Genomic DNA, 22,354 nt, shown 5'->3' with positions numbered 1-22,354 from the left:
CTAGTCGCTCTACCCTGCGATGCGCAGCGATTCTGTATCGGGATATTTAACCGAGCAACAGGCGCAGGTCCAGGCCTTCAGCCCCCATTGGCGGGCACCAGTAATAGCCGCCGGTCAGTGGTCGGCTGAAGCGGTACAAGGCATCGACCACGCCATCTTCCAGGCCACTCATGCGCCGCAGCTGGACTTCGAAGGCATCGAACGAGCGGCCCAGGGCAACGAAGGCCAGCCCTGCGCCACGGTTGTCGGCCCAGGCCACCGAACGGCGCACCATGAAGGCCCCGGGGTCATAGCTCTCCTGCGCGGTACGCTTGACGTGGGCCGACTCCGGCGCGTCTTCCAGCTCCTCGTTGTCGCTCAGGCGACGGCCAATGATGTCATCCTGCTCTGGCTGAGGCAGCGACTTGAAATAGTTGAGATCGTGTTTCCACAGCTGGAACGCAGCGAAACTGGAACCTGCCAGGCCCGCTTGCTCGCCCGCCACGATGGCTGCGTCGACAGCATCGTTGTCCCGCGGGTTTTCGGTGCCGTCTTCATAGCCGGTCAGGTCGTGTCCGCCGTGGTGCAGAAAACCATCGACACTGTCGACCAGTGTGAAAGCCGGCGCCAGGGCCTGCTCCAGGGCTTGGGCACGCAGGAACAGATCACCACGCGCGTCATCACGCAGCCAGAGCCACAGGGCATGCTGGGTGGCCGGATTTTCGACCGCTGCGTCCAACTGCGGGAAACTGCGCAAGCCCGGGACATCGCGCCCCAGTGCCTTGGCCAGCGGCGCGCCGACGGCCAGGATCAGGCTGTGGCCGTCGACTTGCTGCAACAAGGCATCCAGAACGGCAGGCAACGCCTCCCCCGTATGCAGGGCAAAGAACAGGTGACGGGCGTGGGCCGGCACCGGAGTGGCGAGCAGACCTTGCTGGAACGACATGACGAGCTAATCCTTCGGCAAAAGCGCGAATCCTACTGTGCTCGGCAGCCCATCGCAACGCGTCAGGTCGCGGCGAGGTGTGGCTCATCCAGAAATAATCAGTTACCAAAGGCCGGCACTTTGCGATTAGCTGATCGATGGAGCCTGCCTACACTGTCCGGAATCCTTCGACCACGAGCATGCCGATGACCGCCTCCCCCTTGCTGACAGCCTTCCTGCCCATCGCCCTGGGCATCATCATGCTAGGCCTGGGGTTGTCGCTGACCCTCGCCGACTTCGCCCGAGTGGTGAAATATCCCAAGCCCGTGCTGGTCGGCCTGGCCTGTCAGATTCTGTTGCTGCCGTTCATCTGCTTCCTGATCGCCAACGGGTTTGGCCTGGAGGCCGCGCTGGCAGTGGGCCTGATGCTCTTGGCCGCATCGCCGGGCGGGACTACCGCGAACCTGTTCAGCCACCTGGCACATGGCGACGTGGCACTGAACATCACGCTGACGGCGGTCAACTCGCTGATCGCCATCCTCACCATGCCACTGCTGGTCAACCTGTCGCTGATCTACTTCATGGAGTCGGACCAGGCCATCCCGCTGCAATTTGCCAAGGTCATGCAGGTGTTTGCCATCGTCCTGCTGCCCGTGGGCCTGGGCATGCTGATCCGCCGCTACGCACCGGGCTTTGCCGCGCGGATGGAGAAACCGATGAAGCTGGTAGCGGCGTTGTTCCTGGCCTTCACCATCGTTTTGGCACTGGCCAAGGACTGGCAGACAGTGGTGGAGTACGCGCCGGTGGTGGGTGTCGCCGCGCTGTTGTTCAACGTGATCAGCCTGGGGCTGGGGTATTGGGTGCCACGCCTGTTGCGCATCCCGAAACGCCAGGCGATCGCCATTGGTATGGAGATCGGCATTCACAACGGCACCTTGGCCATCGCGCTGGCGTTGAGTCCCAGCCTGCTGAACAACCCCACCATGGCCGTGCCGGCAGCGATCTACAGCCTGATCATGTTCTTCACAGCTGCAGCCTTTGGCTGGTGGGTGAGTCGAGGGCACAGAGAGGCCATTGCCGTGCAGGAAACCACGAATTGAAACCTGCGCGACTCAGTCGCCCCGCCGCGCGCGCAACTGGCGCTTGAGCTCGCGCAGCGGCGGCGCGTAGAAGAAGCCGAACGACACGCTACCTTCGCGTCCTTTCACCGCGTGATGAAGCCGATGCGCCCGGTACAGGCGTTTGAGGTAGCGCTGCATGGGTTTGGGTTTACGCGGCCAGTGCCGATGGAAGAAACCGTCGTGGGCCACCACGTACAGCACGCCATAGCCCGCGACACCTCCACCGACCCACTGCAGGGGCGCGTAGCCGGCCTTGCCCAGGGCCATCAGGCCAGCGGCGATCAGGGCCAGTGCCACCAGGTAGAGGTCATTGGTCTCGAGCACACCCAGGTGCGGCTCATGGTGCGAGCGGTGCAGCCACCAGCCCCAGCCGTGCATGACGTACTTGTGGGCCAGTGTGCCGACACCCTCCATGGCCACCAGGGTGGCGAGCAGCACGGCGATGTTGAACAGCATGGGACAGTCCGGCGTGGATGGTGAAAGGCGCCAAGGTTACCACCGCTGATGAACGCACCGGAAACGTTAGGAGGTTTCGGCAATGAAGCAATTGTCATGAATTCGCCCTTGATTCTGAGCAACTGCAGGCGTAAGGTCCGCGACGCACTTATGCATCCCCTACAGGAGTCCTGCATTGGACAGTAGCCCCAGTCGATTGCGACAGGTCCACACGGCAAGCTAGTCCGGCAGCATTCCTGCCGCTGTCTTGCCGAATACGGTAGACGGCGGTCCATCTCGCCTGCGAAGGCAGATTTCCCCTCTTTCCCCGCTCAGCCAGCGCTTGCCGGCGAGTGTAGTGGTCCTGCGCGCTCATTCATTTTATTGGCGTCACATTTGCCAGTGGCGCATGTGCGGGCCGTTGCCCGTGGAAAGAGGTTTGCTATGGATTGGAAAGTATTTCTGCTGCGCGTGAGCGTGGCCCTCGTACTCGGCGCCCTGATCGGTGCCGAACGTCAACTGCGCCAGCGCCTGACCGGCCTTCGCACCAATGCGCTGGTCAGCACCGGTGCCTGCCTGTTCGTGCTGATGACCCAGGCGGTACCCGGCATGGAACCCAGCGACGCCTCGCGCATCGCCGCGTATGTCGTGTCCGGCATCGGCTTTCTCGGTGGTGGCGTGATCATGCGCGATGGTTTCAACGTGCGCGGCCTGAACACCGCTGCCACGCTCTGGTGCACCGCGGCCATCGGTGTGCTGTGCAGCCTGGGGCTGTTGCTGGAGGCAACCCTGGGCAGCCTGGTGGTGCTGTGTGCCAACATCCTGCTGCGCGACATCGCCCAGCGCCTGGACCGCCAGGACGTCGTGCCCGCCAGTGAAGTCGAGCAACGCTTCGAGGTGCGCATCGTCTGCCGGGCAGAAGACGAGATCCAGGTGCGCAGCCTGATGCTGCACAGCCTCAGTGACCCGGGCCTGCGCCTGCAGTCGCTGCACAGCGAAGACCTGCACGACCCGCTGCGCCTGGAGGTGCGCGCCGAACTGCTGGGCACGCCACAGGCGCCTGCACAACTGGAGCGCCTGGTGAGCCGGGTGAGCCTGGAGAAAGGCGTCAGTTCAGTGCGCTGGCAGCTTTACGCCCAGCCTGTGGTGGTCGACTAGGCATCATCGCGCAAATGCCGTTCCCTGAGTTCCTGCCGCTCCTTGGCTTCTATGCACAGGGTCGCGGTCGGACGCAGCAGCAGGCGGCGCAGGCCGATCGGCTCGCCGGTTTCCTCACACCAGCCGTAATCCCCCTTGGCCAGGCGCTCCAGCGCCTGGTCGATCTTGTCCAGCAGGCGCTTCTCTCGCTCAAGGGTGCGCAACTGCCAGTGCCGCTCCTCCTCGGCACTGCCAAGATCGGCCGGGTCGCTGTGCACTTCCTGCACGCGCAACGCCTGGAAGTCCTGCTCTATGCGCTCCTGCAACTCCACCCGCTGCCCCAGCAACAGGTTACGAAAGTACTGGCGCTGGGGCTCGTTCATGTAGGCCTCGGCCGGCTGGCGGAGCAAGTCTTCTTCAGTCATGGGGGCACACTCGTGCAATAAAGGAGTCATCGATCGAACATCAGCGGCAGGCCCTGGCAGCGTGGCTGCACCTGGCCTTGGTGCCAGGCCAGCTGGCCGGATACCACGGTGGTACGCACCACATGCTGCAGGTGTCGATGCTGAAAAGGTGTCCAGCCGCAGTGGGCCAGGATCGGATCATCGGCGACCGGGCGCGGTTGCGCCAGGCGCTCGACCAGCGCCAGGTCCGCCCAGTAACCTTCGCGCAGAAAACCGCGCTCGCGTATGGCGAACAGGCGGGCCACTGCGTGGCTGGTCTTGTCGACCAACTGGGTCAGGCTCAGCACACCCTCGCTGACCAGCTCCAGCGCTGCCGGCAAGGCATGCTGCACCAACGGCAGTCCCGAGGGCGCGCGGCCATAGACTCGCCGCTTTTCCTCGAGCGTATGCGGGGCATGATCGGTTCCGATCACGTCGATCACATCGCCGGCCAGCGCCTGGCGCAGTGCGTCACGGTCGGCACGGGTCTTGATGGCCGGATTGCATTTGATCAGATGGCCGAGCTGCGCGTAGTCACTGTCGTCGAACAGCAGGTGGTGCAGGCAGACCTCGGCGGTGATGTGCTTGTCGCGTACCGGGCCAGCGGCGAACAGCGCCAGTTCGCGCGCGGTGGTCAGGTGCAGTACGTGCAGGCGTGTACCGAAACGCCTGGCCATGTCCACGGCCATCGACGAGGAGCGATAGCAGGCTTCGGCATCGCGAATCAGCGGGTGAGCGGCCGCAGGAATGAATTCGCCATGGCGCTCACGCCACAGCGCCTCGTTGGCCAGGATGCTCGGGGTGTGCTCACAGTGGGCCAGCAGGATGGTCGGGCAGTAGATGAACAGCCGCTCGAGCACCTGCGGGTCGTCCACCAGCATGTTGCCGGTGGACGCGCCCATGAACACCTTGACCCCGGCGACTTCACGCGGATCGAGCGCGGCGATGGTGTCCAGGTTGTCGCGACTGACGCCGAAGTGAAAACCGTAGTTGGCCTGCGAGCTGGCCGCGGCGCGGCGTTTCTTGTCGGCCAGCGCCGCAGTGGTGAGGGTTGGCGGGTCGGTGTTGGGCATGTCCATGAAGCTGGTGATGCCACCCGCCACCGCAGCCCGCGACTCACTGGCAATGCTCCCTTTGTGCCCTGCCCCGGGTTCGCGAAAGTGCACCTGGTCATCGATCATGCCCGGCAGCAACCATTGCCCTTGCGCATCGATCTCGACCTTAGCGCGCACGCCTTCGATGCTCGCGGCGATCTTGTCGATGCGCCCACGGGCGACCAGCAGGTCAGCCTCGAACTCGCGCCCTTCGTTGACCAGCCGTGCGTTGCGTATCAGCAGGTCGGCCATGATCAGAACTCGTTCTGCAGGGCCTTGTAGCCCTGGACCAGGTCGATGTTGGTGCGGGCGACATCCTCGGAGAACTCCGAGGCCGACACGCTGACGGGTGGGTAGCGATCGAGATCGGTGTGCGGGCCGATATGTTCGGTGGGCGGTACGTAGAAGCGCTCTGGCAGGTCGCGACCGTCGACCACCGAGTTGTGACGCACGACGCTGCCATCACCCACGCGGCAATTGAACAGCACGCTGTTGAAGCCGATGAACACCCGATCGCCGACCACGCAGGGGCCATGCACGATGGAGCGGTGGGCGATGGAGGTGTACTCGCCGATGCTCACCGCCGCTCCGGACTTGGAGTGAATGACCACACCATCCTGAATGTTGGAGTTGGCGCCGATGACGATCGGCTCCATGTCCCCGGTGGCGTCCACCTCGTCGGCGCGGATGACCGCGTAGGGGCCGACGAACACATGGTCCTTGATGATGACCTTGCCGCAGATGATCGCGGTCTTGTCGATGTAGGCTGATTCGGCGATCTGTGGGAGGTGGCCGGAGGGGTTTCTGCGGATCACGGTAGGTTTCCTGAGACAAGCTGATTCCAGCAAATGTTACGTTATAACAGTTTACTTGCAACCCCCTCCCCTCATTCCTCTCCCGCAGAGCATGACGCCGGTGAGAAATTTCAAACTTTCGCCGCCGACCGGCGCTCAACCGTTTGCGACACCGATGTCGCGACCACGGACAAGGAGAGACACATGAATACTCTGTTCCTCAAGCGAGCCGGTCTGTGCATGGCCATGGGCCTTGTCTCGGTGCAGGTGATGGCCGCTTCCTCCGACGACTTCGTCGATGCGGCGACCGAGGCAGGTATCGCTGAAGTCGTAACCGGCAACCTGGCGCTGGAAAAGAGCAAGGACGCGGAGATCAAGACCTTTGCCCAGCAGATGGTCACCGGTCACACCCAGGCCAACCAGAAACTCGGTGATATCGCCCGCAAGCTGGATATCAGCGTGCCTGACGAGGCTGCGCTCACCGACAAGGTCAAGAAGATGATCCTGGAATGGCGCGACGAGTCGTTCGACAAGTCCTATGTCAACAATCAGGTCGATGCCCACGAGAAAGCCGTGGAGCTGTTCAAGAAGGAAGCCGCATCGTCCGACAAGCCGGAGCTCAAGGCTTTCGCCAGCGAGACCCTGCCCACCCTCGAGAAGCACCTGGAGCACGCCAAACAGCTTCAGGCCAAGCACGGCAAGTGATCCACAGGTAACCAGAGAGGCTTGATATGAGTAATGATGCTCTGCGCGCCGAAGTACTGACTCGGCTACTGCACGCCCACCCTGAAGGCCTGGGCAAGGAAGTGCTGGACAACTACCGCGGCGAAAAGGCGGTGGCCGGAATGCTCAAAACGCTTCAGGAGGCCGGCTTGATCCATGATGGCAGCGTCAATGTCGATGCCGATCACCAGATCAGCGTGCGATATCCAATCAAGTTGTCCAGTGCCGGCGTAGACGCAGCGCGCCAGCTCGACAACTGAACCATCGGGCCTGCGGGCGCGGCACGTGCTGCCGCGTGCGCACGCCCAGAAGGTCATGACTCGATCACTTACCTTTCTTCTCGTGATCACGGGGTGGCTTTGCCGGACCTTGCGGGTCGACTTGCGGATCCTCCAGGTCGGGGGAGTCCGGATCAAAACCCAGATCCTGCTTGCTGGACGCCTTGTCGGATGAGTGAGGCCCTTGCGCGGGGTGTGGACGTTTCTGTTCGCTCATAGTGCGTTCTCCGTAACGGTGTCTACAGAAGAAAGCGCGGGCCTGGCGAAGTTTGATTTATCTACGCGCCCTTTGCCTGGTAGGTCTCCAGCTGCGCACAGCGTGCCTCGCTCTGTATCAGACGATCCTGCAGACGCTCGATCAGGCGCATCTGTTCGGCGCAGATGTCACGCTGACCCACCAGCGCCTGACGCTCGCCGTCCAACTGCCGGCGCACCTCCTCGCTCGCCCCCTGCGCCTGGGCCAGGATCGAGCGCAGCCCTTGAACCTGGGCATCGCGCTGCTCCAATTGTTCGTCGAGTTGTTTGTGCTGGGCGCTGGCCTGTCGGTATTCGGTCAGCAGGCGCTCATTCTCACGGTGCAGGTGTGTCAGTTGTTCCTGGCGGGCGATCGCGTCCTGCTGCAACTGACGCAACTCCCCTTGCGACTGCTGCAACTGCTCGTCCTTGTCGGCCAACCTGAGCTGCAGTTCGCCCAGGGACTGGTTGAGGCTGGCGCTGCGCAGTTGCTCGGCCTGCAGGGTGGTCAGCGCCGTTTCGAGCCTTTCCGACTCGGCCGCAAGGTCGCTGGCCTGAATCTGTTGTTGCTGGTGAGCAGCAGCGAGCGCCTGTTGGGCGAGTTGCAACTGCGCCTGCAACTGTTCGCGCTGTTTATCGAATTCGGCCTGCGCGTCGCGAATACGCGCCTCCCCTTCCTCGCGCAACTGCTCGGCCAGTTGGCCGACGAAACGCCCCAACGTGTCGCTGAGCGCCGGTGAGTGTTTATCTGCCAGCGGTTGCAGCGCCTCGAGCTCCTTCATGTAGCGATGAATGGTGGTTTTCGAGCCGGTGTTGCCCAGCTCGATGCGTACCGCATCGATACTCGGATGCTCGCCCCGGGCGATCAGCGCCTGCCGTGCCTGCTGTACTGCCGCCTTGTCGATGCCGCCCCGGGCCATGCTTGCTCCTACAATTTCGTAACGTGGTATGTAGGCTGTAATTACATACTAGAACCTTAGATTTTCCCAGTAGATTTTTAGGCTCTGTACGAAATGTGCTGGAGAGCCGATTGAGCTCGCGTGAACCAGGAACCCGGGTTGGCCCTAGCCCTGGCGCAGCCAATCGATAAAGCGAGCGAACAGCTCAGACTGAGAGTTGATGCCCAGCTTCAGATAGAGGTTCTTGCGATGCATGCGTACGGTTTCAGGCGAAATGCCGAGGTCCTGCGCCGTGGACTTTACCGAATGCCCGCGCAGGATCATGTGCGCGACTTCCCGTTCGCGGTCCGTCAGCACCTGGCAGCCGAAGCTGTCGAACGCAGCCTGCAGACTTGCATGCTCCAGCGTCGCGACACCGGGTTCGAGGTTATGCCGTGCATAACGGCCCAGCAGGTCGCGCACCATCGGTTCGACCGCACGCAACAGGTCGATCTGTTGCGCGCTCAGCCGTGTGCCGCTGCAGCCCTGGAACAGGCTGAGGGAGAGTTTGCGGCCATCGCTGAGGTCGGCGATGTAGTAGCTGTCTTCGCTGCAGCCAGTGCCCAGGTAATAGGCCTTGTAGTAGTCACTGTCGAAGAAGTTGTCCGGCGCGATGTCCTGCAGGTGATAGAAACCTTCAGCCAGCCCGCTCTGCACCGCGAGGCAGAAAGGATCGAGCAGGTAACCGGCGGCGAAATAGCGGTTGAGCACGGCATCGCGATGGGCATCGGGAATGCCTTGCTGGTACAACAGGCGCGGCGCCTGTCCCTGGCTTTCGACGCTGATCATCATCGACTCGACCGCCACCAACTGGCCCAGCGCCCTGGCCAGATACTGCAGGGCCTGCGGTGATTCGCTATGGGCCAACGCACTTTGCAGCGCCGCATGCCACTGCTGCAGCGCGCCGAGGGTAAGGGCAATCGGTGTGTCGGGAGAGGCCTGGGTCATGCCCGGCAGTCTAGCCTGCCGGACACGCCCACGCACAGCCCGCTGCAGGCTGCTCATCGCCCCTGGTACAACCCTTGCGCCGTGAGCTCGCGCGCGGTTTCGAGAATGCACTGGCGCAGGGTTTCGACGATCTCGTCAACCTGGGCGCGGGTGACGATCAGCGGCGGCGACATCACGTTCAAGTGCATGATCGGCCGTACCAGCAGGCCTTTGGCCTGGGCTTTGCTATGGATGCGCTCACCGATGTTGATCGCATCGTCGAACAGTGCCTTGCTCGCCTTGTCGGCGACGAATTCGACACAAGCCATCAGCTTGAGGCAGCGCACATCGCCCACCAGCGGCAGGTCACGCAAGGTTTGCAGGCGCTGCTCCAGGTAGCTGCCGACCTCGTTGACGTGGGCCAGCAGGTTTTCGCGCTCGATGATCTCGATGTTCTTCAGTGCTGCCGTGCAACACACCGGATGGCCGCTGTAGGTGAAACCGTGGGTAAAGCAGCGCCCCTTGCCCGGCTCGGCGATCACCTGCCAGATGCGCTCGGAGAAGATGCACGCACCCAACGGCAGGTAGGCAGAGGTCAGACCCTTGGCTGTGGTGATGATGTCTGGGGTTACGCCGAACAGTTCTTCGCTGGCAAAGAAGGTGCCCAGGCGCCCGAACGAAGTCACTACTTCGTCGGCGACGAACAGGATGTCGTAGGTCTGGCACAGCTGCCACATGCGCGCGAAGTATCCCTTGGGTGGGATGATCACTCCGCCCGAACCCATGATCGGTTCGGCGAAGAAGGCGGCAACGTTGTCGGCGCCCAGGGAGAGAATCTTGTCTTCGAACTCGGCGACCAGAAAATCGAGGAATTCGGCCTCGTCCATGTTGTCCGGGGCGCGGTACGGGTTGGGGTTGGAGATGTGGTGGATCAGGTCGTGGGCGTAGTCGAACTCAGGCACCCGGTCGGCGGCCTTGTTGCCGATCTGCATGGTCAGGGTGGTCGAGCCATGGTAGGCGTTGTAGCGGGCGATGATGTGTTTCTTGCCCGGCTTGCCGCGGCAGTTCTGGTAGTACTGGATCAGCCGGTAGGCGGTGTCCACGGCAGTAGACCCACCTGTGGTGAGGAAGACATGGTCCAGGTCGCCCGGTGCCAGTTGCGCAAGCTTGCGGCACAGCTCGATGGCCACGTCGTTGGACATGTCCGAGAACGGGTTCGAATAGGCAAGCTTGCGCACCTGGTCGGCAATGGCCAAGGCCATTTCCTCGCGCCCCAGGCCAATGTTGGTGCACCACATGCCGCCAACGGCATCGAGGAAGCGGTTGCCTTGGGTATCGCGGATGTAGGCGCCTTCGCCTTCGATGATGTTCAGCGCGCCCTGTTGGCGATGCTCGTCGAACATATGATAACCGTGCATGTAATGGGCCTTGTCGGCTTCCACCAATGGATCGTTGGCGATAGCGAATGCGTTGCTTGAAGTGGCCATGGGCAGCTCCTTGGCGAGGATCGTTCGAAAATGTTCAGAAACCGGTCTTGACCGTGCTCCAGACCCGCGTGATCGCACGCATGTCCTTGGGTGTCTGGGTCTTTTGCGCGAACAGCCGTTCGCGGGTCTGGGCGTCCGGGTAGATCGCCGGGTCCTGGCGGATATCGGCCTGTACCAGGGCGGTGGCCGCGGCATTGCTGTTGGCGTAGTGGATGAAATTGGTCACCTTGGCCATGGTCTGTGGCTGCAGCAGGAACTCGATGAAGCGATGGGCGTTGCTGACGTGCGGCGCATCCTTGGGGATGTAGAGGTTGTCGAACCAGATCAGCGAGCCTTCCTTGGGAATGAAGAACGCCAGCTTGATAGCCTTCTTCGCCTCCACCGCACGCGCCTGGGCGGTGGCGTAGTCACCCGACCAGGTCAGAGCCAGGCACACGTCGCCGTTGGGCAGGCTGGTCAGGTAGTTGACCGAGTCGAACTTGCGGATATAGGGGCGGATGCCCAGCAGCAGCTGTTCGGCAGCCTTGAGGTCCGCGGGTGCGGCGCTGCGCGGATCCTTGCCCAGGTACTGAAGGGCCAGTGGAATCACTTCGGTGGGGGCGTCCATCAAAGTCACGCCGCAATCGGCGAAGCGCGAAACAATGGCCGGGTCGAACAACATGGCCAGCGAGCCGATCGGTGCGTCGGGCATGCGCGCCTTGATCTTGTCGACGTTGTAGGTAACGCCAGAGCTGCCCCAGGTGTAGGGCGCCGAGTACTTCAGGCCAGGGTCGTAACCTTGCAGGTTGCTGACCACCTGCTCGTCGAGGTTGTGCCAACTGGGCAGTTGCTGTTTGTCCAGGGCCTGGAATACGCCGGCCTGGATCAGCGGCGGTACCAGCGACGCATTGAGCATGACCAGGTCGTAGCCGGAGCGCCCGGTGAGCAGTTTGGTCTGGACCGTTTCATAGCCATCGAAGGTGTCGTAAACGACTTTGATACCGGTGGCCTTTTCGAAGTCGGCCAAGGTGGTTTCACCGATGTAGTCAGTCCAGTTGTACAGCCTGAGCGTGTTGCTGCTGTCCCCCTCTGCCGCTGCCTGCACCAGTGCCGTCGAGGACACCAGCAACAGACCGCCAATCACCTTCAGTGCCTTGCGCATAGCAACTCCATCGTGTGACTGCTCCGGATTGAGCCGATGGGGTCACTATGGGAGGTCTGGCTGGCTGCAGACATACCCCGAATGTGTGGGTGGTCGTTTTTGGGAAGGTCGCAGATGTGTCACTCGTTGATCAGCGTCAGCGTGCCGATATCCAGCAGGCTGAAAAAACCGCTGCTCCAGCCACCGGTATCCAGGTGCCACACGTTGCCCAATACCTTGTGCGTGAGCACCGGGGTGTGCCCGACCAGCAGCGCACGCAGCCCTTGTATGGGTTCGCTATTGGCGCTCTTCAGGCGCCGGCGCGACCATTGGCAGACCTCGCGCACGGCAGGGTCGTCCCGAGTCTGCAGGCAGGCGCGCAGCTCAGCCCAGTCGGCGAACGGACTGTCTGCATGCAGCATGCCGACCAACCCGCAGGCAGTCTGTACTTCGAGCGCGACCGGCAGGCGTTCGAACTGCTCGACGAAGCGCGCCTGCTCAGCCTTGGGCAAGTCGAGAAACCAGCCCCCGCCCGCCGCACGGTACATGTCCAGATCAACACGGCCACCGCGATAGTGGCTGATGGCCAATGCTTCGTGATTGCCCTGCACCGCATGAAACCAGGGATGCGCCAGCCAGTTCAGGGCCTCTTCGCTGGTCGGGCCGCGGTCGACCAGGTCACCGACACTGAACAGCCGATCGACCTCGGGATCGAATGCCGCCTGCTCGAGCGCGGCCTGCAGGCGTTGGAAGTGCCCGTGGATATCGCCGACCGCCAAGTCCCGCCCTTTGTCGTTGGCAGCTAGCTGCCGAAAACGCGCCATTACATCATTCCTCTGCTGTGTCGCCGGCACCAGGCGTAGAATGGCGAGACAACGAGCCCGTCGCGGAGGTGCATCATGCGCTCTACCCTAGCCTGCGCTGCACTGCTGGCGCTGGCATACGACAGCATGGCACAAGGCATCCCGCCCGCGCAGGTCCAGGTCAGCTTCGATCACCCGGAAAAATTCCGCGATGCCAGCCTGAACAGCCCCGGCTATGAGCGCGGCGCCGACCCAGAAGTGATGAAGGCTCTCACCCGGCACCTGGAAAAACTTGGCCAGCGCTACCTTCAGCCCGGCCAGCGAGTACACATCGACATCCGCGACATCGATCTGGCCGGCCGCTACGAACCCTGGAACAGTCAGGCCTATAACGTACGCTTCATGCGCGAAATCACCTGGCCGACCATCGACCTCAGCTACACCCTCGTTCAACCCGGCCAGCCCGAGCGCAAGGCCGAGGAACGCGTCAGCGACAAGATGTACCTGAGCCGCCCAGGCCGCGTAGGCAGCAGCGATCGCCTGTATGCCGAGAAGGCCATGCTCGATGACTGGTTCCGCCAGCGCTTCGCTGCACGGCCGGCGTCCTGAGTTTTGCTGGTTAGTTGCGAGCGGCTGAGGGTATCCTCTCCCTTTGTATCACCCAAGGAAGGATCCCCGTGAAGTACCTGCTGCTGGCATTCGCCAGCTATGCCTCCTGCTACTACCTGGTTGGTTTGCTGATTCGCGGCAGGCTGGCAGACATCGCCGAAGGGTTGCGCCATCGCCCGGATGCGCCGACACCCGGCCAGTACCTGCGTGAGGTCGAACGCCATGCCCGACGGGCGCAGCGGCACTACAGCCTGTTCGCAGGCTCGGTGCTCGCGCTGGTGCTGTGCGCGTTGGCGTGGTGGTTGAGCTGAGCGCTCAGAACAGCGACAGGCTCTGCCTGCCCTCAAGCGCCAGCAGGTACTGCTTGGCAGGCAACCCGCCGGCAAAGCCTGTAAGGCCGCCCGAGGCACCGATCACCCGATGGCAGGGTGCGATGATCGAGATCGGGTTGCGGCCATTGGCTGCCCCTACCGCGCGTACCGCCGCGGGGTTGCCGATCTGTCGGGCGATATCGCTGTAGCTGCGGGTCTGGCCGAAAGGAATGGTCAGCAGCGCCGCCCAGACCTGGCGCTGGAATTCAGTGCCATCGAAGTCCAGGGGCAACTCGAAGCGCTGGCGTTGACCGGCAAAATACTCACCCAACTGATGGGCAGTTTCCCGCAGCACTGGCGCCTGGTCATCACGGTGCAGTTCGCCAAGGCGCACCCGGTTGGCACGCTCCTCTTCCCACAGCACGGCGGCCAGGCATTCGCCACGGGCGACCAGTGTCAGGGTGCCAACTGGCGATGGCATGAGAGTGAAGGCGCTGGACATGGCAACTCCTGATACAGGCTGACGACCCCGGCACTCTACCTATCGCCCGATGGCGCTGCATCCGCTTTCTTCACGTGTAATGCTCACGCCACGGCCGTCGCTCGGGCCGCGAGGGCACGGGCCTGCTGCAGGTCGATCCTGGGGATCAACGCCGGGGGGATGCGTGAGCGGGCCGAGAGGTTATGAACGCGGAAACGCTCGCCCATCACCTGGTGCGCCATCAGGCTCAGTGACGGCAGGATACGACTGTCCCAGTGCTGGTCGAGGCCGCAGGGCGAGCGCTTGCCACCGGACGTCTCGTAAAAGCGCCCTGCCGACTGGTCCAGATCCACGCCGACCAGTAGCACATCGTCGAAACCCAGGTGGTAAGCCAGTTGCAGGGCTACAAAAGCCACGGTCCGGGCATCGAAGAAACCGTATGAGAGGTTCCTGCTGAAACCGATCGAACGCGCCCGCTTGCTCCACAGCGTGCGGTTGCGGGCATAGCGGCCATCCCCGAGCCCCAGCCATTCACTGAACGTTGGGTCCAGGGCCTTGAGCAGCGGGTAGCGCTCGGTGTCCTCAGGCAGGTCGAACAGGTCGAACTGCTCCGGCCACAGTGCCAATCGGGGGCTGCAGTGCAACGCCATGGCAAAAAGCTCGGGTTGCTGGTTGCAGAAGTCCTTGTCGGTGCAAATGTAGAAGAATGGGCGCACATCCGTGCCCACCAGCATCGAAATCGAGCCATTCATGGCGATGATCGGGACGCTGGCAAAATCTTCGAGCGGGAAATCTTTCGCTGACGCGCCTGACGCCAGGATCACCACAGGGCCTTTCTGGGTATTGCGACACGCCTCAAAGCTGGAGAACGCCCCGCGTGCAGCCTCAGGCTGCGACGGAAGTTGGTTCATGGGTCTGGCCAATGGTGTAGGTCAATTCAGGATACAGTTGTTCACAATTCTTAAATGGTTTTTTACAAAACCCTTACATAGACACGACGGGATAGCATTTTGCCTTCGAGCGATGCTGCGTCGCGGGGCGGCAGGTACAGCGATATGTCTCCCTGGCAACTGTCTGCTCAGAAACACCTAGCCAACAGCTGATTGCCCAAGGGGCGACACCTCGTTCGATAAAATCCACCAAACTACTGATTTTATTGAGATAAATTCGCTGGCACGGTTTCTGCTCCAGTGATCTGTGTACACGCACAGTATCCCGAGGAACCCATGTCCACGCCTGCCGTTTCTGCCTCCTACGACATCCGCCAGCCGGATGCCCATGTCATCCGCGACGATGCAGAAGCCATCGCCGTTGCCCATCAAGTCGCCGCGCTGCTGCGTGAAGGCGCCGCCGAGCGTGACCGGCGCCGAGAAGTCCCGGCTGATGTGGTCGATGCCTATTCCAACAGCGGTCTGTGGGGCATCACTGTGCCTCGTGCCTATGGTGGTGCCGAAGTATCCTTCGCCACCCTGGCGCGGGTGATCGCCATCGTCTCGGCTGCCGACCCGTCGCTTGGACAGATTCCGCAAAACCACTACTGCCTGCTCGAAGACATTCGCGTGCAAGGCACCGAAGAGCAGCGCCGCTTCTTCTTCGACCTGGTGCTAAAAGGCCATCGCTTTGCCAACGCACTGTCTGAAACCGGTGGCAAGACCGTCCAGGACATCCGTACCCGCCTGGTCGCCGAAGCTGACGGCTACCGTATCGACGGCCGCAAGGGCTACTGCACCGGCTCGCTCTATGCCCATTGGATCGGCGTACTGGCCCTGGACGAACAGGACCGCGCACAACTGGCCTTTGTGCCACGTGGCACTCCTGGGTTGGTGGTCGTCGACGACTGGAACAGCATGGGCCAGCGCACCACCTCCAGTGGCACCGTGCTGCTAGACGGATTGCACGTGCCCGCATTCAACCTGTTCCCCAGCTACCGCTCCTACGAGCACCCTACCCTCGCCGGCCCCTTCGCCCAGCTGACCACTGCGGCAATTGACGCCGGCATCGGCCGCGCGGCGCTGGACGACACCATCGCCTTTGTTCGCGAACATGCCCGTCCGTGGATCGATGCCGGTGTCGAAAAAGCCAGTGAGGATCCGCTCACCATCATCCAGATCGGCTCCCTGGAGATCCGCCAGGAAGCCGCCGAGGCCCTGCTCGAGCGTGCCGGCAAGGTGCTGGATACCGCCAAGCCCGCGCCGAACGACGGCAACGTCGCCGCCGCTTCGGTGGCGGTGGCCAAGGCCAAGGTGCTGACTACCGAGGTGTCGATTGAGGCCAGCAACCGCCTGTTCGAACTGGGCGGGACCCGCTCCTCGCTGCTGCAGCACAACTTCGACCGGCACTGGCGCAATGCCCGCGTGCATACCCTGCACGACCCCGTGCGCTGGAAATATCACCTGGTCGGTAACTGGGCCCTGAACGGTGTCCGCCCCACCCGCCACGACTGGAACTGAGGCTGCGCCATGACCAAGCAGATCCGTCTCAATGCCTTTGCCATGAACACGGTCGGGCACCTGTCGCCTGGGCTGTGGCGCCATCCGCGCGACCAGGCGACGCGCTACACCGATATCCATTACTGGATCGAACTGGCCCAGACCCTCGAGCGGGGCTGTATCGACGGCCTGTTCCTCGCCGATGTGCTGGGTGTCTATGACGTCTACGCCGGCAATGCCGATGAAGCGCTGCGCAGCGGTGCCCAGGTGCCGCTGAACGACCCGCTGCAATTGGTACCGGCAATGGCCGCAGCCACCCGGCATCTGGGGTTTGGCGTGACCGCCTCGGTGTCGTTCGAACACCCCTTTCCTTTCGCCCGGCGCATGAGCACCCTCGATCACCTGACCCAGGGCCGTGCCGGCTGGAACATCGTCACTTCCTACCTGTCCAGCGGGGCACGCAACCTCGGCCAGCCCGAACAGATGAGCCACGACCAGCGCTACGCCCTGGCCGAGGAATACCTGCAGGTCTGCTACAAGCTGTGGGAAACCAGTTGGGAGGAGGATGCCGTGCGCGCCGACCGTGCCAGCGGTGTCTACACCGACCCGGCCAAGGTCCACGGCATCGACCATGACGGCACGTACTTCAAGGTTCCAGGCTTTCACCTCAGCGCCCCGTCACCACAGCGCACACCGGTGCTCTACCAGGCCGGTGCATCCAGCCGGGGGCGGGCCTTTGCCGCAGCCAACGCCGAATGCGTGTTTGTTGCAGCACCGAGCAAGACCGTGCTGAAGAAGCAGGTTGCCGATCTGCGTGCCGCAGCGGTCGCTGCCGGGCGCAAGGGCTCCGATATCCTGATCCTTGAACAGCTCACGGTGATCGTCGCCGAAACCGACGAGGCCGCGCAGGCCCGTCTGCGCGAGTACCGTGAGTACGCCAGTGCCAGTGGTTCGCTCTCGCTGATGTCGGGTTGGACAGGCATCGACTTTGCCGCCTACAGCCCCGACCAGATCCTGCGCGAGGTGCCCAGCGAAGCCATCCAGTCGGTAGTCGAGGGCTTCACCCGCGCCGACCCGACACGGACCTGGACCGTTGCCGAGATCGCCGAATATTGCTGCCTGGGCGGCGACGGCCCGCTGTTGGTCGGGTCGCCCACGACCGTCGCCGACCAGTTGCAGGCCTGGGTCGAAGACACTGACGTGGACGGCTTCAACCTGTCCAGCGTGGTCGTACCGGAAACCTTCGTTGCCGTGGTCGATCTGTTGGTCCCCGAACTGCAGGCGCGCGGCCTGTTCAAGCGCGAGTATGCCGAAGGCAGCCTGCGCAACAAGCTGTTCGGCCAGGGTGATCGCCTGCGTGCGCCCCATCCGGTGGCTGCGCTGCGCCAGGAGCGTGGGCGATGAAGGCGCTGTTGGCCAATCTGGACTGGGGTGAAATTGGCCTCGCTTGCCTCGAGACCCTGAGCATGCTCGGCGCGGCGCTGGGCTTTACCGTAGCGTTGGGGCTGCCGTTGGGTGTGCTGCTGTTTCTCACCGGGCAACGCCAGAAGCTGGCCAAGGCGCTGAACTCCCCTGAAGTGCGTCAATTCATCCTGACCCGCTACAAAGGGCAGATCGCACCTGGCTTCTGACAGCGCAATGTGGGTGCAGGGCATGCCGCCTTCTCTGCACCCCGTCCAACCGCCCCTTATTGAAGGGAAACAAGCTGGGCGCGCTGCGCGGGATCAAGGTCATTGATCGAGACGATCCGAAGCGCGCCCTGCGCCGCCTCCGCCACCGGCTGCCCCAGATCAGCCGAGACCCCGTCCGGCAACTTGTACATCGCACCGGTCAGCGGATCGACGATCAGCATGCCGATAGCACCGCCAAACAAGATGTTCGCCCAGTACCAACCGTCCACACTCGAGTCGAGTTCGACCTGTCGATCTGGGTATCCCTCTTTCATGAAACGCAACGTGTAGGTTTGGCCACGAAAATAACCCTCCCCCGACATCAGCGTCACCACCGCAGGCGTGCTGCCGCGATGAACGACCATCCCTGATTTGTTGATCACCTCGAAATTCGCACCCGCCGGGCTGCTCGTGACACTCACCGGATACTTGGAGTCACTGATGATACTGGCGCAACCCTGCAGCGCCAGGAGCGCCAGAAGCACCCCCATGGTTCTGGTTTTTTGAAAGCACACGGAATCGTTCCTCTAGACGCTGATCGACATTGACCAAGAAGGGATTCTCTAGGTGCGCTTTAGCGATGCATGTCATCTAAATAGCCATTGGCAGTAGGTGCTTTCCCAAAACGGGCTTCCTGCCCGTTGTAGGTATTTTTTTGACACCCCCTTCACGACATTTTCACGTCGCGGCTGGCACAGTTGCTCCACATCCGTGAAATACTTCGCCCGCCCTCCCCAGCGGGCTTTTCTTTGCCTGCAGCATCCCTGGCGGTTATCACCACGCTCGCTTTTGATAGAAACGGGCAAGGTTTCAAGTGCCCCCGGCATAGGGACGATCAGCCAATCCACCTAGCATGCTCGCGTACTCCCTACCCAGGATCGCGATCATGAGCGACAGCAAGACTCTCTTCATTACCGGCGTCAGCAGTGGTTTCGGCAGTGCCCTGGCCCAGGCGGCGCTCGCTGCCCGACATCGCGTCATCGGCACCGTACGCAACGACAGCGCGTTGACAGCGTTTCAGGCCCTGAACAGCGAACGCGCCCACGGGGTGATCCTCGATGTCACCGACTTCGCCCGCATAGACGCTGTGGTTGCACAGGTGCAGGCGCTTCACGGCCCCGTCGATGTGCTGGTGAACAACGCCGGCTACGGCCATGAAGGGATTTTCGAGGAATCCCCGCTGGAAGACATGCGCCGGCAGTTCGAGGTCAATGTGTTCGGCGCCGTTGCCGTCACCAAGGCATTCGTCCCCTACTTTCGCCAGCGCCGGGCCGGCCACATCATCAACATCACCTCCATGGGCGGCACCCTCACGATGCCGGGCATTGCCTACTACTGCTCGAGCAAGTTCGCACTGGAGGGCATTTCCGATACCCTGAGCCAGGAACTGCGCCCGTTCGGCATCGCCGTTACTGCGGTGGCGCCGGGTTCGTTCCGTACCGACTGGGCAGGTCGTTCCATGCAGCGTTCGCCACGCAGCATCGCCGACTACGACCAGCGCTTCGACCCCATCCGCAAGGCACGCCAGGACAAAAGCGGCAAGCAGCTGGGCGACCCGCGCAAGGCAGCCCAGGCGATCCTGCAGGTCATCGCCAGCCCCAGTCCGCCCGACCACCTGCTACTGGGCAGTGACGCACTGGGCCTGGTGCGCGACAAGCTGCAGCGCATGAGCCAGGAGATCGATCAATGGCAAGACCTGACCTGCTCGACCGATGGTTGAGCGCCAGGCAGAGGACCGGGCAGTGACACAGACCGATACCTGCTGTGCGCGCATGGTGCAGTTGCTCACGCAGCTCGCACCGATGGAAGGCTATAACCTCAGCGCGCTGCAAGACGTGCGCTTCCTGCGCTCGAACCGGCCGTTGAGCCATGTGCCGGTGCTTTACGAGCCCGGCATCGTTATCCTCTGCCAAGGCTGCAAGCGCGGCTACCTGGGTGACGAGGTGTATGTGTACGACGCTCGGCACTACCTGGTGGTGTCGGTTCCTGTGCCCTTCACCATGGAAACCGATGCCAGCGAAGACGAGCCGATGCTGGCCATCTACATACGCCTGGACCTGCAACTGGCCAGCGAGCTGACCTTGCAGGTGGACGAACTGCTGGGCAGCAGCAGCGAACCGCCGCGGGGCATGTACGCCTCGCCCATGGACGATGCGCTGCAGACCACGACACTGCGCTTTCTTGAAGCCATGACCATCGCGAGCGACGCACAGATCCTCGGCCCGGCGCTGGTGCGTGAAATCTACTACCGCATCCTCTCTGGCGCCCAGGGCGGCTCGCTGCGTGCAGCCTTGAGTCGGCACGGCCATTTCGCCAAGGTGACCCGCGCCCTGCGCACCATTCACAGCCGCTACCGGGAGCATCTGGACGTCGAGTCGCTGGCCCGCGAGGCCAGCATGAGCGTGCCCAGTTTCCATCGACACTTTCGCAGCGTGACCAACACCTCGCCCATGCAGTACCTGAAGTCGGCCCGTCTGCACCAGGCCCGGCTGCTGATGCTGCACGACGCCTTGAGCGCATCGGCAGCCGCCTTCAGCGTCGGCTATGAGAGCCCCTCGCAGTTCAGCCGCGAGTTCAAGCGTTTCTTCGGGCGTACGCCACAAGCCGAAATCGACTGGATGAAGGCGACCTACGCACTGCCCGCCCCCTCTGGCTCAGCCCTCTACGTTTCCTCCCATTGAGCAAGGCGCTACCATCGGCCAATCCCTGCCCCGCCATTCGGAGAACACCATGCCGCTGAGCCCCCTGTTGCGTTGCCATGACCTGCAGAAAACGCGGGAGCATTACCGCGATACCTTGGGTTTCGAAGTTGCTGATTCGCAGCAAACGACGCTGACCGTGCACCTCGACGACAACCGGATCGTGTTCACCGAGCAAGACCTGTGGGGCCATTCACCGCAATGCACGGGCACGTTCTATTTCGTGATCGCCGATGTCGATGGGTATTTCGAACGCGTGCGCGATAAAGCCGAGATCGCATGGCCACTTCAGAACATGCCCTACGGCTCGCGAGAGTTCGGCGTGCGTGACTGCAATGGCTACTTCCTGGCGTTCACCCAGGCGCGCTGAGGTCTGGACGGCCTCTTGCCTCTTCTGATCGGGAGGCCTGCCGACCGTTGTCAATCAACTACACATGAAACAACGCACTGCAACCAATAATGATGGCCAGACCGCACTTCCGTTCGCAGCCCTGTTCGGCCGCCTCGACATCCAGGCCGAACGGGTAAAACGCGGCGCCGACCCGCTGCACAGGGACGTCAGGGCCAATACGGCGATGATGATCAGCCAATCCCAGGGTAACGATGCGACGGTTGCAGCTTTGAGGGCAATCGCAGGTCATTGGAGGCTAAAGATTTCTTACCAGGCGGCGATATAGCTGGCGATATACCACCATAAAGGATGATGCCGTGAAGGTTCGCAACGCCGCTGCCGGAGCATGCGCTCTACTGGCGCTGGCCGGATGCTCGGAAAGCCAGCTCGACTACCGAAACGCCGAGGTCAACAACGGCCTGATCTACGCAGGCTCGGAAAACAAGCCCTTCACCGGGCTGGTCACCAACGTTCCGGAAAACTTCATGCGGGCCAACAATGGCTACATGGACACGCTGTTCAACCTCAACCAGACCCTCAAGAGCCTGAGGTCCGACCGCAACATGTACATGGGCCGCAACTTCGTGTGCGATGCCCAGGTCGAAAAAGGCTTCATCTCCGGTGATGTCTCCTGCTACCAGCCCAAGTCGCGGACACTGCGCTACACCGCGCAGTACAAGGACGGCAACATGGACGGCGCCCTGCAGATCTACGCCATCGATGGCCAGACCCGCCTGGCGAAGGCGGCGTTCAGCCAGGACCTGATCGATGGCAAGGTCGAGTTCTGGAGCCCGAATACCGGCAAGCTGGTCTACCTGCGCACGGCCCGCAACGGCAAGTCCGACGGGGTGCAGGAGAACTACGACGAGAACAGCGGCCAGACGACCTACAAGGCCAAGGCCAGCAACGGCCAGCTGATCGGGACTGTCGAGCGATTTTCCGCGCAGGGCAAACGCGTTTCAGAGGTTCCCTACGACAACGGCACACCCCATGGCGTTGCCCATGAATGGGACGCCAACACTGGCAACATGACCAAGCTGATCACCTTCGATCACGGGGTCTGGACCGGTGAATACCAGGAGTGGGCGGCGGACGGATCGCTGACTGCCCATCGGGTCTACGCCCGCAACGTGATGATGGAAGACAAGCTGGCGCCCGCCCAGGACGCAATCGCCGATACCGACGTCGACAAATGCGTTGCCGGACTGGTCGAAGCGTTTCGTGCTGAAAACGGCGAGGAAGCATTGATCCGGCATGACCAGATCGCCGAATGGGAGTCGGACTGCGGCAAGGCGCCCTGGATGGAGTGATCGTCACTGCAGGCGC

General features: G+C 62.5%; 27 protein-coding genes and 1 pseudogene. 14 read left to right on the top strand and 14 right to left on the bottom strand.

Annotation, left to right across the window (positions count from 1 at the left end; all coding sequences use genetic code 11):
* Nucleotides 1-46: 46 nt before the first annotated feature.
* Complete coding sequence (locus ACPZMI_RS21485; protein ID WP_186664605.1) at nt 47-925, bottom strand: Dyp-type peroxidase; 879 nt, start codon at nt 923-925, stop codon at nt 47-49.
* 185 nt (nt 926-1,110) lie between these two features.
* Here ACPZMI_RS21485 and ACPZMI_RS21480 point away from each other — a divergent pair, with 185 nt between their 5' ends.
* The gene (locus tag ACPZMI_RS21480; RefSeq protein ID WP_426353021.1) at nt 1,111-2,004 is read left to right on the top strand and encodes a bile acid:sodium symporter family protein; all 894 of its coding nucleotides are present in this window, start codon (nt 1,111-1,113) and stop codon (nt 2,002-2,004) included.
* A gap of 12 nt (nt 2,005-2,016) precedes the next feature.
* Here the strand turns inward: ACPZMI_RS21480 and ACPZMI_RS21475 are convergent, their stop codons facing one another.
* A complete protein-coding gene (locus ACPZMI_RS21475; protein WP_186664603.1) occupies nt 2,017-2,481 on the bottom strand; it encodes a sterol desaturase family protein in 465 nt (154 codons plus the stop codon).
* A gap of 423 nt (nt 2,482-2,904) precedes the next feature.
* On the opposite strand from ACPZMI_RS21475, the gene ACPZMI_RS21470 reads away from it, so the two are divergent.
* On the top strand, nt 2,905-3,618 hold the full coding sequence (locus ACPZMI_RS21470) for an MgtC/SapB family protein (RefSeq protein ID WP_186664602.1): 714 nt from the start codon (nt 2,905-2,907) through the stop codon (nt 3,616-3,618).
* Here ACPZMI_RS21470 and dksA read toward each other — a convergent pair.
* From dksA to ACPZMI_RS21455, 3 genes are read right to left on the bottom strand one after another with little or no spacing between them, the layout of a single operon-like run.
* The gene (gene dksA / locus ACPZMI_RS21465) at nt 3,615-4,022 is read right to left on the bottom strand and encodes an RNA polymerase-binding protein DksA (protein ID WP_186664601.1); all 408 of its coding nucleotides are present in this window, start codon (nt 4,020-4,022) and stop codon (nt 3,615-3,617) included. The genes ACPZMI_RS21470 and dksA overlap by 4 nt on opposite strands.
* Before the next feature lie 26 nt (nt 4,023-4,048).
* Complete coding sequence (locus ACPZMI_RS21460) at nt 4,049-5,386, bottom strand: dihydroorotase (RefSeq protein WP_186709151.1); 1,338 nt, start codon at nt 5,384-5,386, stop codon at nt 4,049-4,051.
* A gap of 2 nt (nt 5,387-5,388) precedes the next feature.
* Entirely contained in the window at nt 5,389-5,949 is a 561-nt protein-coding gene (locus ACPZMI_RS21455; protein WP_186664598.1) for a gamma carbonic anhydrase family protein, read from the bottom strand.
* A gap of 183 nt (nt 5,950-6,132) precedes the next feature.
* On the opposite strand from ACPZMI_RS21455, the gene ACPZMI_RS21450 reads away from it, so the two are divergent.
* The gene (locus ACPZMI_RS21450; RefSeq protein ID WP_186719413.1) at nt 6,133-6,633 is read left to right on the top strand and encodes a DUF4142 domain-containing protein; all 501 of its coding nucleotides are present in this window, start codon (nt 6,133-6,135) and stop codon (nt 6,631-6,633) included.
* Between the two features lie 26 nt (nt 6,634-6,659).
* Nucleotides 6,660-6,911 carry a hypothetical protein gene (locus ACPZMI_RS21445; RefSeq protein WP_186664596.1) on the top strand — a complete coding sequence of 84 codons (252 nt, stop codon included), beginning with the start codon at nt 6,660-6,662 and terminating at the stop codon, nt 6,909-6,911.
* Between the two features lie 64 nt (nt 6,912-6,975).
* Here the strand turns inward: ACPZMI_RS21445 and ACPZMI_RS21440 are convergent, their stop codons facing one another.
* The 6 genes from ACPZMI_RS21440 to ACPZMI_RS21415 form a co-directional block, all read right to left on the bottom strand.
* Nucleotides 6,976-7,146 (bottom strand): DUF6021 family protein, encoded by a 171-nt coding sequence (locus ACPZMI_RS21440; protein ID WP_177339335.1) that lies wholly within the window; start codon nt 7,144-7,146, stop codon nt 6,976-6,978.
* Nucleotides 7,147-7,207: 61 nt separating this feature from the next.
* Nucleotides 7,208-8,083 carry a DNA-binding protein gene (locus tag ACPZMI_RS21435; protein ID WP_426353020.1) on the bottom strand — a complete coding sequence of 292 codons (876 nt, stop codon included), beginning with the start codon at nt 8,081-8,083 and terminating at the stop codon, nt 7,208-7,210.
* 144 nt (nt 8,084-8,227) lie between these two features.
* The gene (locus tag ACPZMI_RS21430; RefSeq protein WP_186709147.1) at nt 8,228-9,106 is read right to left on the bottom strand and encodes a helix-turn-helix transcriptional regulator; all 879 of its coding nucleotides are present in this window, start codon (nt 9,104-9,106) and stop codon (nt 8,228-8,230) included.
* Entirely contained in the window at nt 9,103-10,515 is a 1,413-nt protein-coding gene (locus ACPZMI_RS21425) for an aminotransferase (protein WP_426353019.1), read from the bottom strand. Before ACPZMI_RS21425 ends, ACPZMI_RS21430 begins: the two co-directional genes overlap by 4 nt.
* Nucleotides 10,516-10,549: 34 nt before the next feature.
* A complete protein-coding gene (locus ACPZMI_RS21420; RefSeq protein ID WP_125929863.1) occupies nt 10,550-11,656 on the bottom strand; it encodes a polyamine ABC transporter substrate-binding protein in 1,107 nt (368 codons plus the stop codon).
* A 119-nt stretch (nt 11,657-11,775) separates the two neighbouring features.
* Nucleotides 11,776-12,459 (bottom strand): metallophosphoesterase, encoded by a 684-nt coding sequence (locus tag ACPZMI_RS21415; RefSeq protein WP_426353018.1) that lies wholly within the window; start codon nt 12,457-12,459, stop codon nt 11,776-11,778.
* A 75-nt stretch (nt 12,460-12,534) separates the two neighbouring features.
* Between ACPZMI_RS21415 and ACPZMI_RS21410 the strand changes: the two genes are divergently transcribed.
* Together ACPZMI_RS21410 and ACPZMI_RS21405 are read left to right on the top strand one after the other, a co-directional pair.
* A complete protein-coding gene (locus ACPZMI_RS21410) occupies nt 12,535-13,047 on the top strand; it encodes a DUF3016 domain-containing protein (protein ID WP_426353017.1) in 513 nt (170 codons plus the stop codon).
* Between the two features lie 68 nt (nt 13,048-13,115).
* On the top strand, nt 13,116-13,358 hold the full coding sequence (locus ACPZMI_RS21405; RefSeq protein WP_063544858.1) for a hypothetical protein: 243 nt from the start codon (nt 13,116-13,118) through the stop codon (nt 13,356-13,358).
* A gap of 4 nt (nt 13,359-13,362) precedes the next feature.
* Here the strand turns inward: ACPZMI_RS21405 and ACPZMI_RS21400 are convergent, their stop codons facing one another.
* Both ACPZMI_RS21400 and ACPZMI_RS21395 read right to left on the bottom strand, forming a co-directional pair.
* Nucleotides 13,363-13,860 carry a methylated-DNA--[protein]-cysteine S-methyltransferase gene (locus ACPZMI_RS21400; protein ID WP_186719420.1) on the bottom strand — a complete coding sequence of 166 codons (498 nt, stop codon included), beginning with the start codon at nt 13,858-13,860 and terminating at the stop codon, nt 13,363-13,365.
* Nucleotides 13,861-13,943: 83 nt separating this feature from the next.
* Complete coding sequence (locus ACPZMI_RS21395) at nt 13,944-14,750, bottom strand: lipopolysaccharide biosynthesis protein (protein ID WP_426353016.1); 807 nt, start codon at nt 14,748-14,750, stop codon at nt 13,944-13,946.
* Between the two features lie 315 nt (nt 14,751-15,065).
* Between ACPZMI_RS21395 and ACPZMI_RS21390 the strand changes: the two genes are divergently transcribed.
* The 3 genes and pseudogenes from ACPZMI_RS21390 to ACPZMI_RS21380 all read left to right on the top strand — a co-directional run.
* Nucleotides 15,066-16,289, top strand: a complete 1,224-nt coding sequence (locus ACPZMI_RS21390) for an SfnB family sulfur acquisition oxidoreductase (protein WP_426353015.1) — start codon at nt 15,066-15,068, stop codon at nt 16,287-16,289.
* A gap of 9 nt (nt 16,290-16,298) precedes the next feature.
* Entirely contained in the window at nt 16,299-17,672 is a 1,374-nt protein-coding gene (locus ACPZMI_RS21385) for an LLM class flavin-dependent oxidoreductase (RefSeq protein WP_186709125.1), read from the top strand.
* A pseudogene (locus ACPZMI_RS21380) lies at nt 17,669-17,815 on the top strand (metal ABC transporter permease); the annotation flags it as partial. The gene ACPZMI_RS21385 and the pseudogene ACPZMI_RS21380, both read left to right, overlap by 4 nt.
* Nucleotides 17,816-17,955: 140 nt before the next feature.
* Here ACPZMI_RS21380 and ACPZMI_RS21375 read toward each other — a convergent pair.
* Complete coding sequence (locus tag ACPZMI_RS21375) at nt 17,956-18,453, bottom strand: peptidase associated/transthyretin-like domain-containing protein (RefSeq protein WP_346655289.1); 498 nt, start codon at nt 18,451-18,453, stop codon at nt 17,956-17,958.
* A 371-nt stretch (nt 18,454-18,824) separates the two neighbouring features.
* Between ACPZMI_RS21375 and ACPZMI_RS21370 the strand changes: the two genes are divergently transcribed.
* The 5 genes from ACPZMI_RS21370 (at nt 18,825) to ACPZMI_RS21350 (ending at nt 22,338) form a co-directional block, all read left to right on the top strand.
* Entirely contained in the window at nt 18,825-19,658 is an 834-nt protein-coding gene (locus tag ACPZMI_RS21370) for an oxidoreductase (protein WP_186664578.1), read from the top strand.
* A 52-nt stretch (nt 19,659-19,710) separates the two neighbouring features.
* Nucleotides 19,711-20,619, top strand: coding sequence for an AraC family transcriptional regulator (locus ACPZMI_RS21365; RefSeq protein WP_426353039.1), 909 nt, complete (start codon nt 19,711-19,713; stop codon nt 20,617-20,619).
* A gap of 49 nt (nt 20,620-20,668) precedes the next feature.
* Nucleotides 20,669-21,007, top strand: coding sequence for a VOC family protein (locus ACPZMI_RS21360; RefSeq protein ID WP_186664576.1), 339 nt, complete (start codon nt 20,669-20,671; stop codon nt 21,005-21,007).
* A gap of 64 nt (nt 21,008-21,071) precedes the next feature.
* Nucleotides 21,072-21,314 carry an ankyrin repeat domain-containing protein gene (locus tag ACPZMI_RS21355; RefSeq protein WP_426353014.1) on the top strand — a complete coding sequence of 81 codons (243 nt, stop codon included), beginning with the start codon at nt 21,072-21,074 and terminating at the stop codon, nt 21,312-21,314.
* Nucleotides 21,315-21,345: 31 nt separating this feature from the next.
* Nucleotides 21,346-22,338 (top strand): toxin-antitoxin system YwqK family antitoxin, encoded by a 993-nt coding sequence (locus ACPZMI_RS21350; protein WP_426353013.1) that lies wholly within the window; start codon nt 21,346-21,348, stop codon nt 22,336-22,338.
* Nucleotides 22,339-22,354 lie beyond the last annotated feature (16 nt).

The sequence above is a fragment of the Pseudomonas wayambapalatensis genome, from assembly GCF_049942315.1.
In the GTDB taxonomy this organism is placed as follows: domain Bacteria; phylum Pseudomonadota; class Gammaproteobacteria; order Pseudomonadales; family Pseudomonadaceae; genus Aquipseudomonas; species Aquipseudomonas wayambapalatensis.
Note: the sequence above shows the minus strand (reverse complement) of the source record. Positions and strands in the feature narration are given on the sequence as shown.

Coding starts and splice junctions, on each gene's coding strand:
- ACPZMI_RS21485 (WP_186664605.1), bottom strand. CDS start 925: ATGTCGTTCCAGCAAGGTCTGCTCGCCACTCCGGTGCCGGCCCACGCC.
- ACPZMI_RS21480 (WP_426353021.1), top strand. CDS start 1,111: ATGACCGCCTCCCCCTTGCTGACAGCCTTCCTGCCCATCGCCCTGGGC.
- ACPZMI_RS21475 (WP_186664603.1), bottom strand. CDS start 2,481: ATGCTGTTCAACATCGCCGTGCTGCTCGCCACCCTGGTGGCCATGGAG.
- ACPZMI_RS21470 (WP_186664602.1), top strand. CDS start 2,905: ATGGATTGGAAAGTATTTCTGCTGCGCGTGAGCGTGGCCCTCGTACTC.
- dksA (WP_186664601.1), bottom strand. CDS start 4,022: ATGACTGAAGAAGACTTGCTCCGCCAGCCGGCCGAGGCCTACATGAAC.
- ACPZMI_RS21460 (WP_186709151.1), bottom strand. CDS start 5,386: ATGGCCGACCTGCTGATACGCAACGCACGGCTGGTCAACGAAGGGCGC.
- ACPZMI_RS21450 (WP_186719413.1), top strand. CDS start 6,133: ATGAATACTCTGTTCCTCAAGCGAGCCGGTCTGTGCATGGCCATGGGC.
- ACPZMI_RS21445 (WP_186664596.1), top strand. CDS start 6,660: ATGAGTAATGATGCTCTGCGCGCCGAAGTACTGACTCGGCTACTGCAC.
- ACPZMI_RS21440 (WP_177339335.1), bottom strand. CDS start 7,146: ATGAGCGAACAGAAACGTCCACACCCCGCGCAAGGGCCTCACTCATCC.
- ACPZMI_RS21435 (WP_426353020.1), bottom strand. CDS start 8,083: ATGGCCCGGGGCGGCATCGACAAGGCGGCAGTACAGCAGGCACGGCAG.
- ACPZMI_RS21430 (WP_186709147.1), bottom strand. CDS start 9,106: ATGAGCAGCCTGCAGCGGGCTGTGCGTGGGCGTGTCCGGCAGGCTAGA.
- ACPZMI_RS21425 (WP_426353019.1), bottom strand. CDS start 10,515: ATGGCCACTTCAAGCAACGCATTCGCTATCGCCAACGATCCATTGGTG.
- ACPZMI_RS21420 (WP_125929863.1), bottom strand. CDS start 11,656: ATGCGCAAGGCACTGAAGGTGATTGGCGGTCTGTTGCTGGTGTCCTCG.
- ACPZMI_RS21415 (WP_426353018.1), bottom strand. CDS start 12,459: ATGGCGCGTTTTCGGCAGCTAGCTGCCAACGACAAAGGGCGGGACTTG.
- ACPZMI_RS21410 (WP_426353017.1), top strand. CDS start 12,535: ATGCGCTCTACCCTAGCCTGCGCTGCACTGCTGGCGCTGGCATACGAC.
- ACPZMI_RS21400 (WP_186719420.1), bottom strand. CDS start 13,860: ATGTCCAGCGCCTTCACTCTCATGCCATCGCCAGTTGGCACCCTGACA.
- ACPZMI_RS21395 (WP_426353016.1), bottom strand. CDS start 14,750: ATGAACCAACTTCCGTCGCAGCCTGAGGCTGCACGCGGGGCGTTCTCC.
- ACPZMI_RS21390 (WP_426353015.1), top strand. CDS start 15,066: ATGTCCACGCCTGCCGTTTCTGCCTCCTACGACATCCGCCAGCCGGAT.
- ACPZMI_RS21385 (WP_186709125.1), top strand. CDS start 16,299: ATGACCAAGCAGATCCGTCTCAATGCCTTTGCCATGAACACGGTCGGG.
- ACPZMI_RS21370 (WP_186664578.1), top strand. CDS start 18,825: ATGAGCGACAGCAAGACTCTCTTCATTACCGGCGTCAGCAGTGGTTTC.
- ACPZMI_RS21365 (WP_426353039.1), top strand. CDS start 19,711: ATGGTGCAGTTGCTCACGCAGCTCGCACCGATGGAAGGCTATAACCTC.
- ACPZMI_RS21360 (WP_186664576.1), top strand. CDS start 20,669: ATGCCGCTGAGCCCCCTGTTGCGTTGCCATGACCTGCAGAAAACGCGG.
- ACPZMI_RS21355 (WP_426353014.1), top strand. CDS start 21,072: ATGAAACAACGCACTGCAACCAATAATGATGGCCAGACCGCACTTCCG.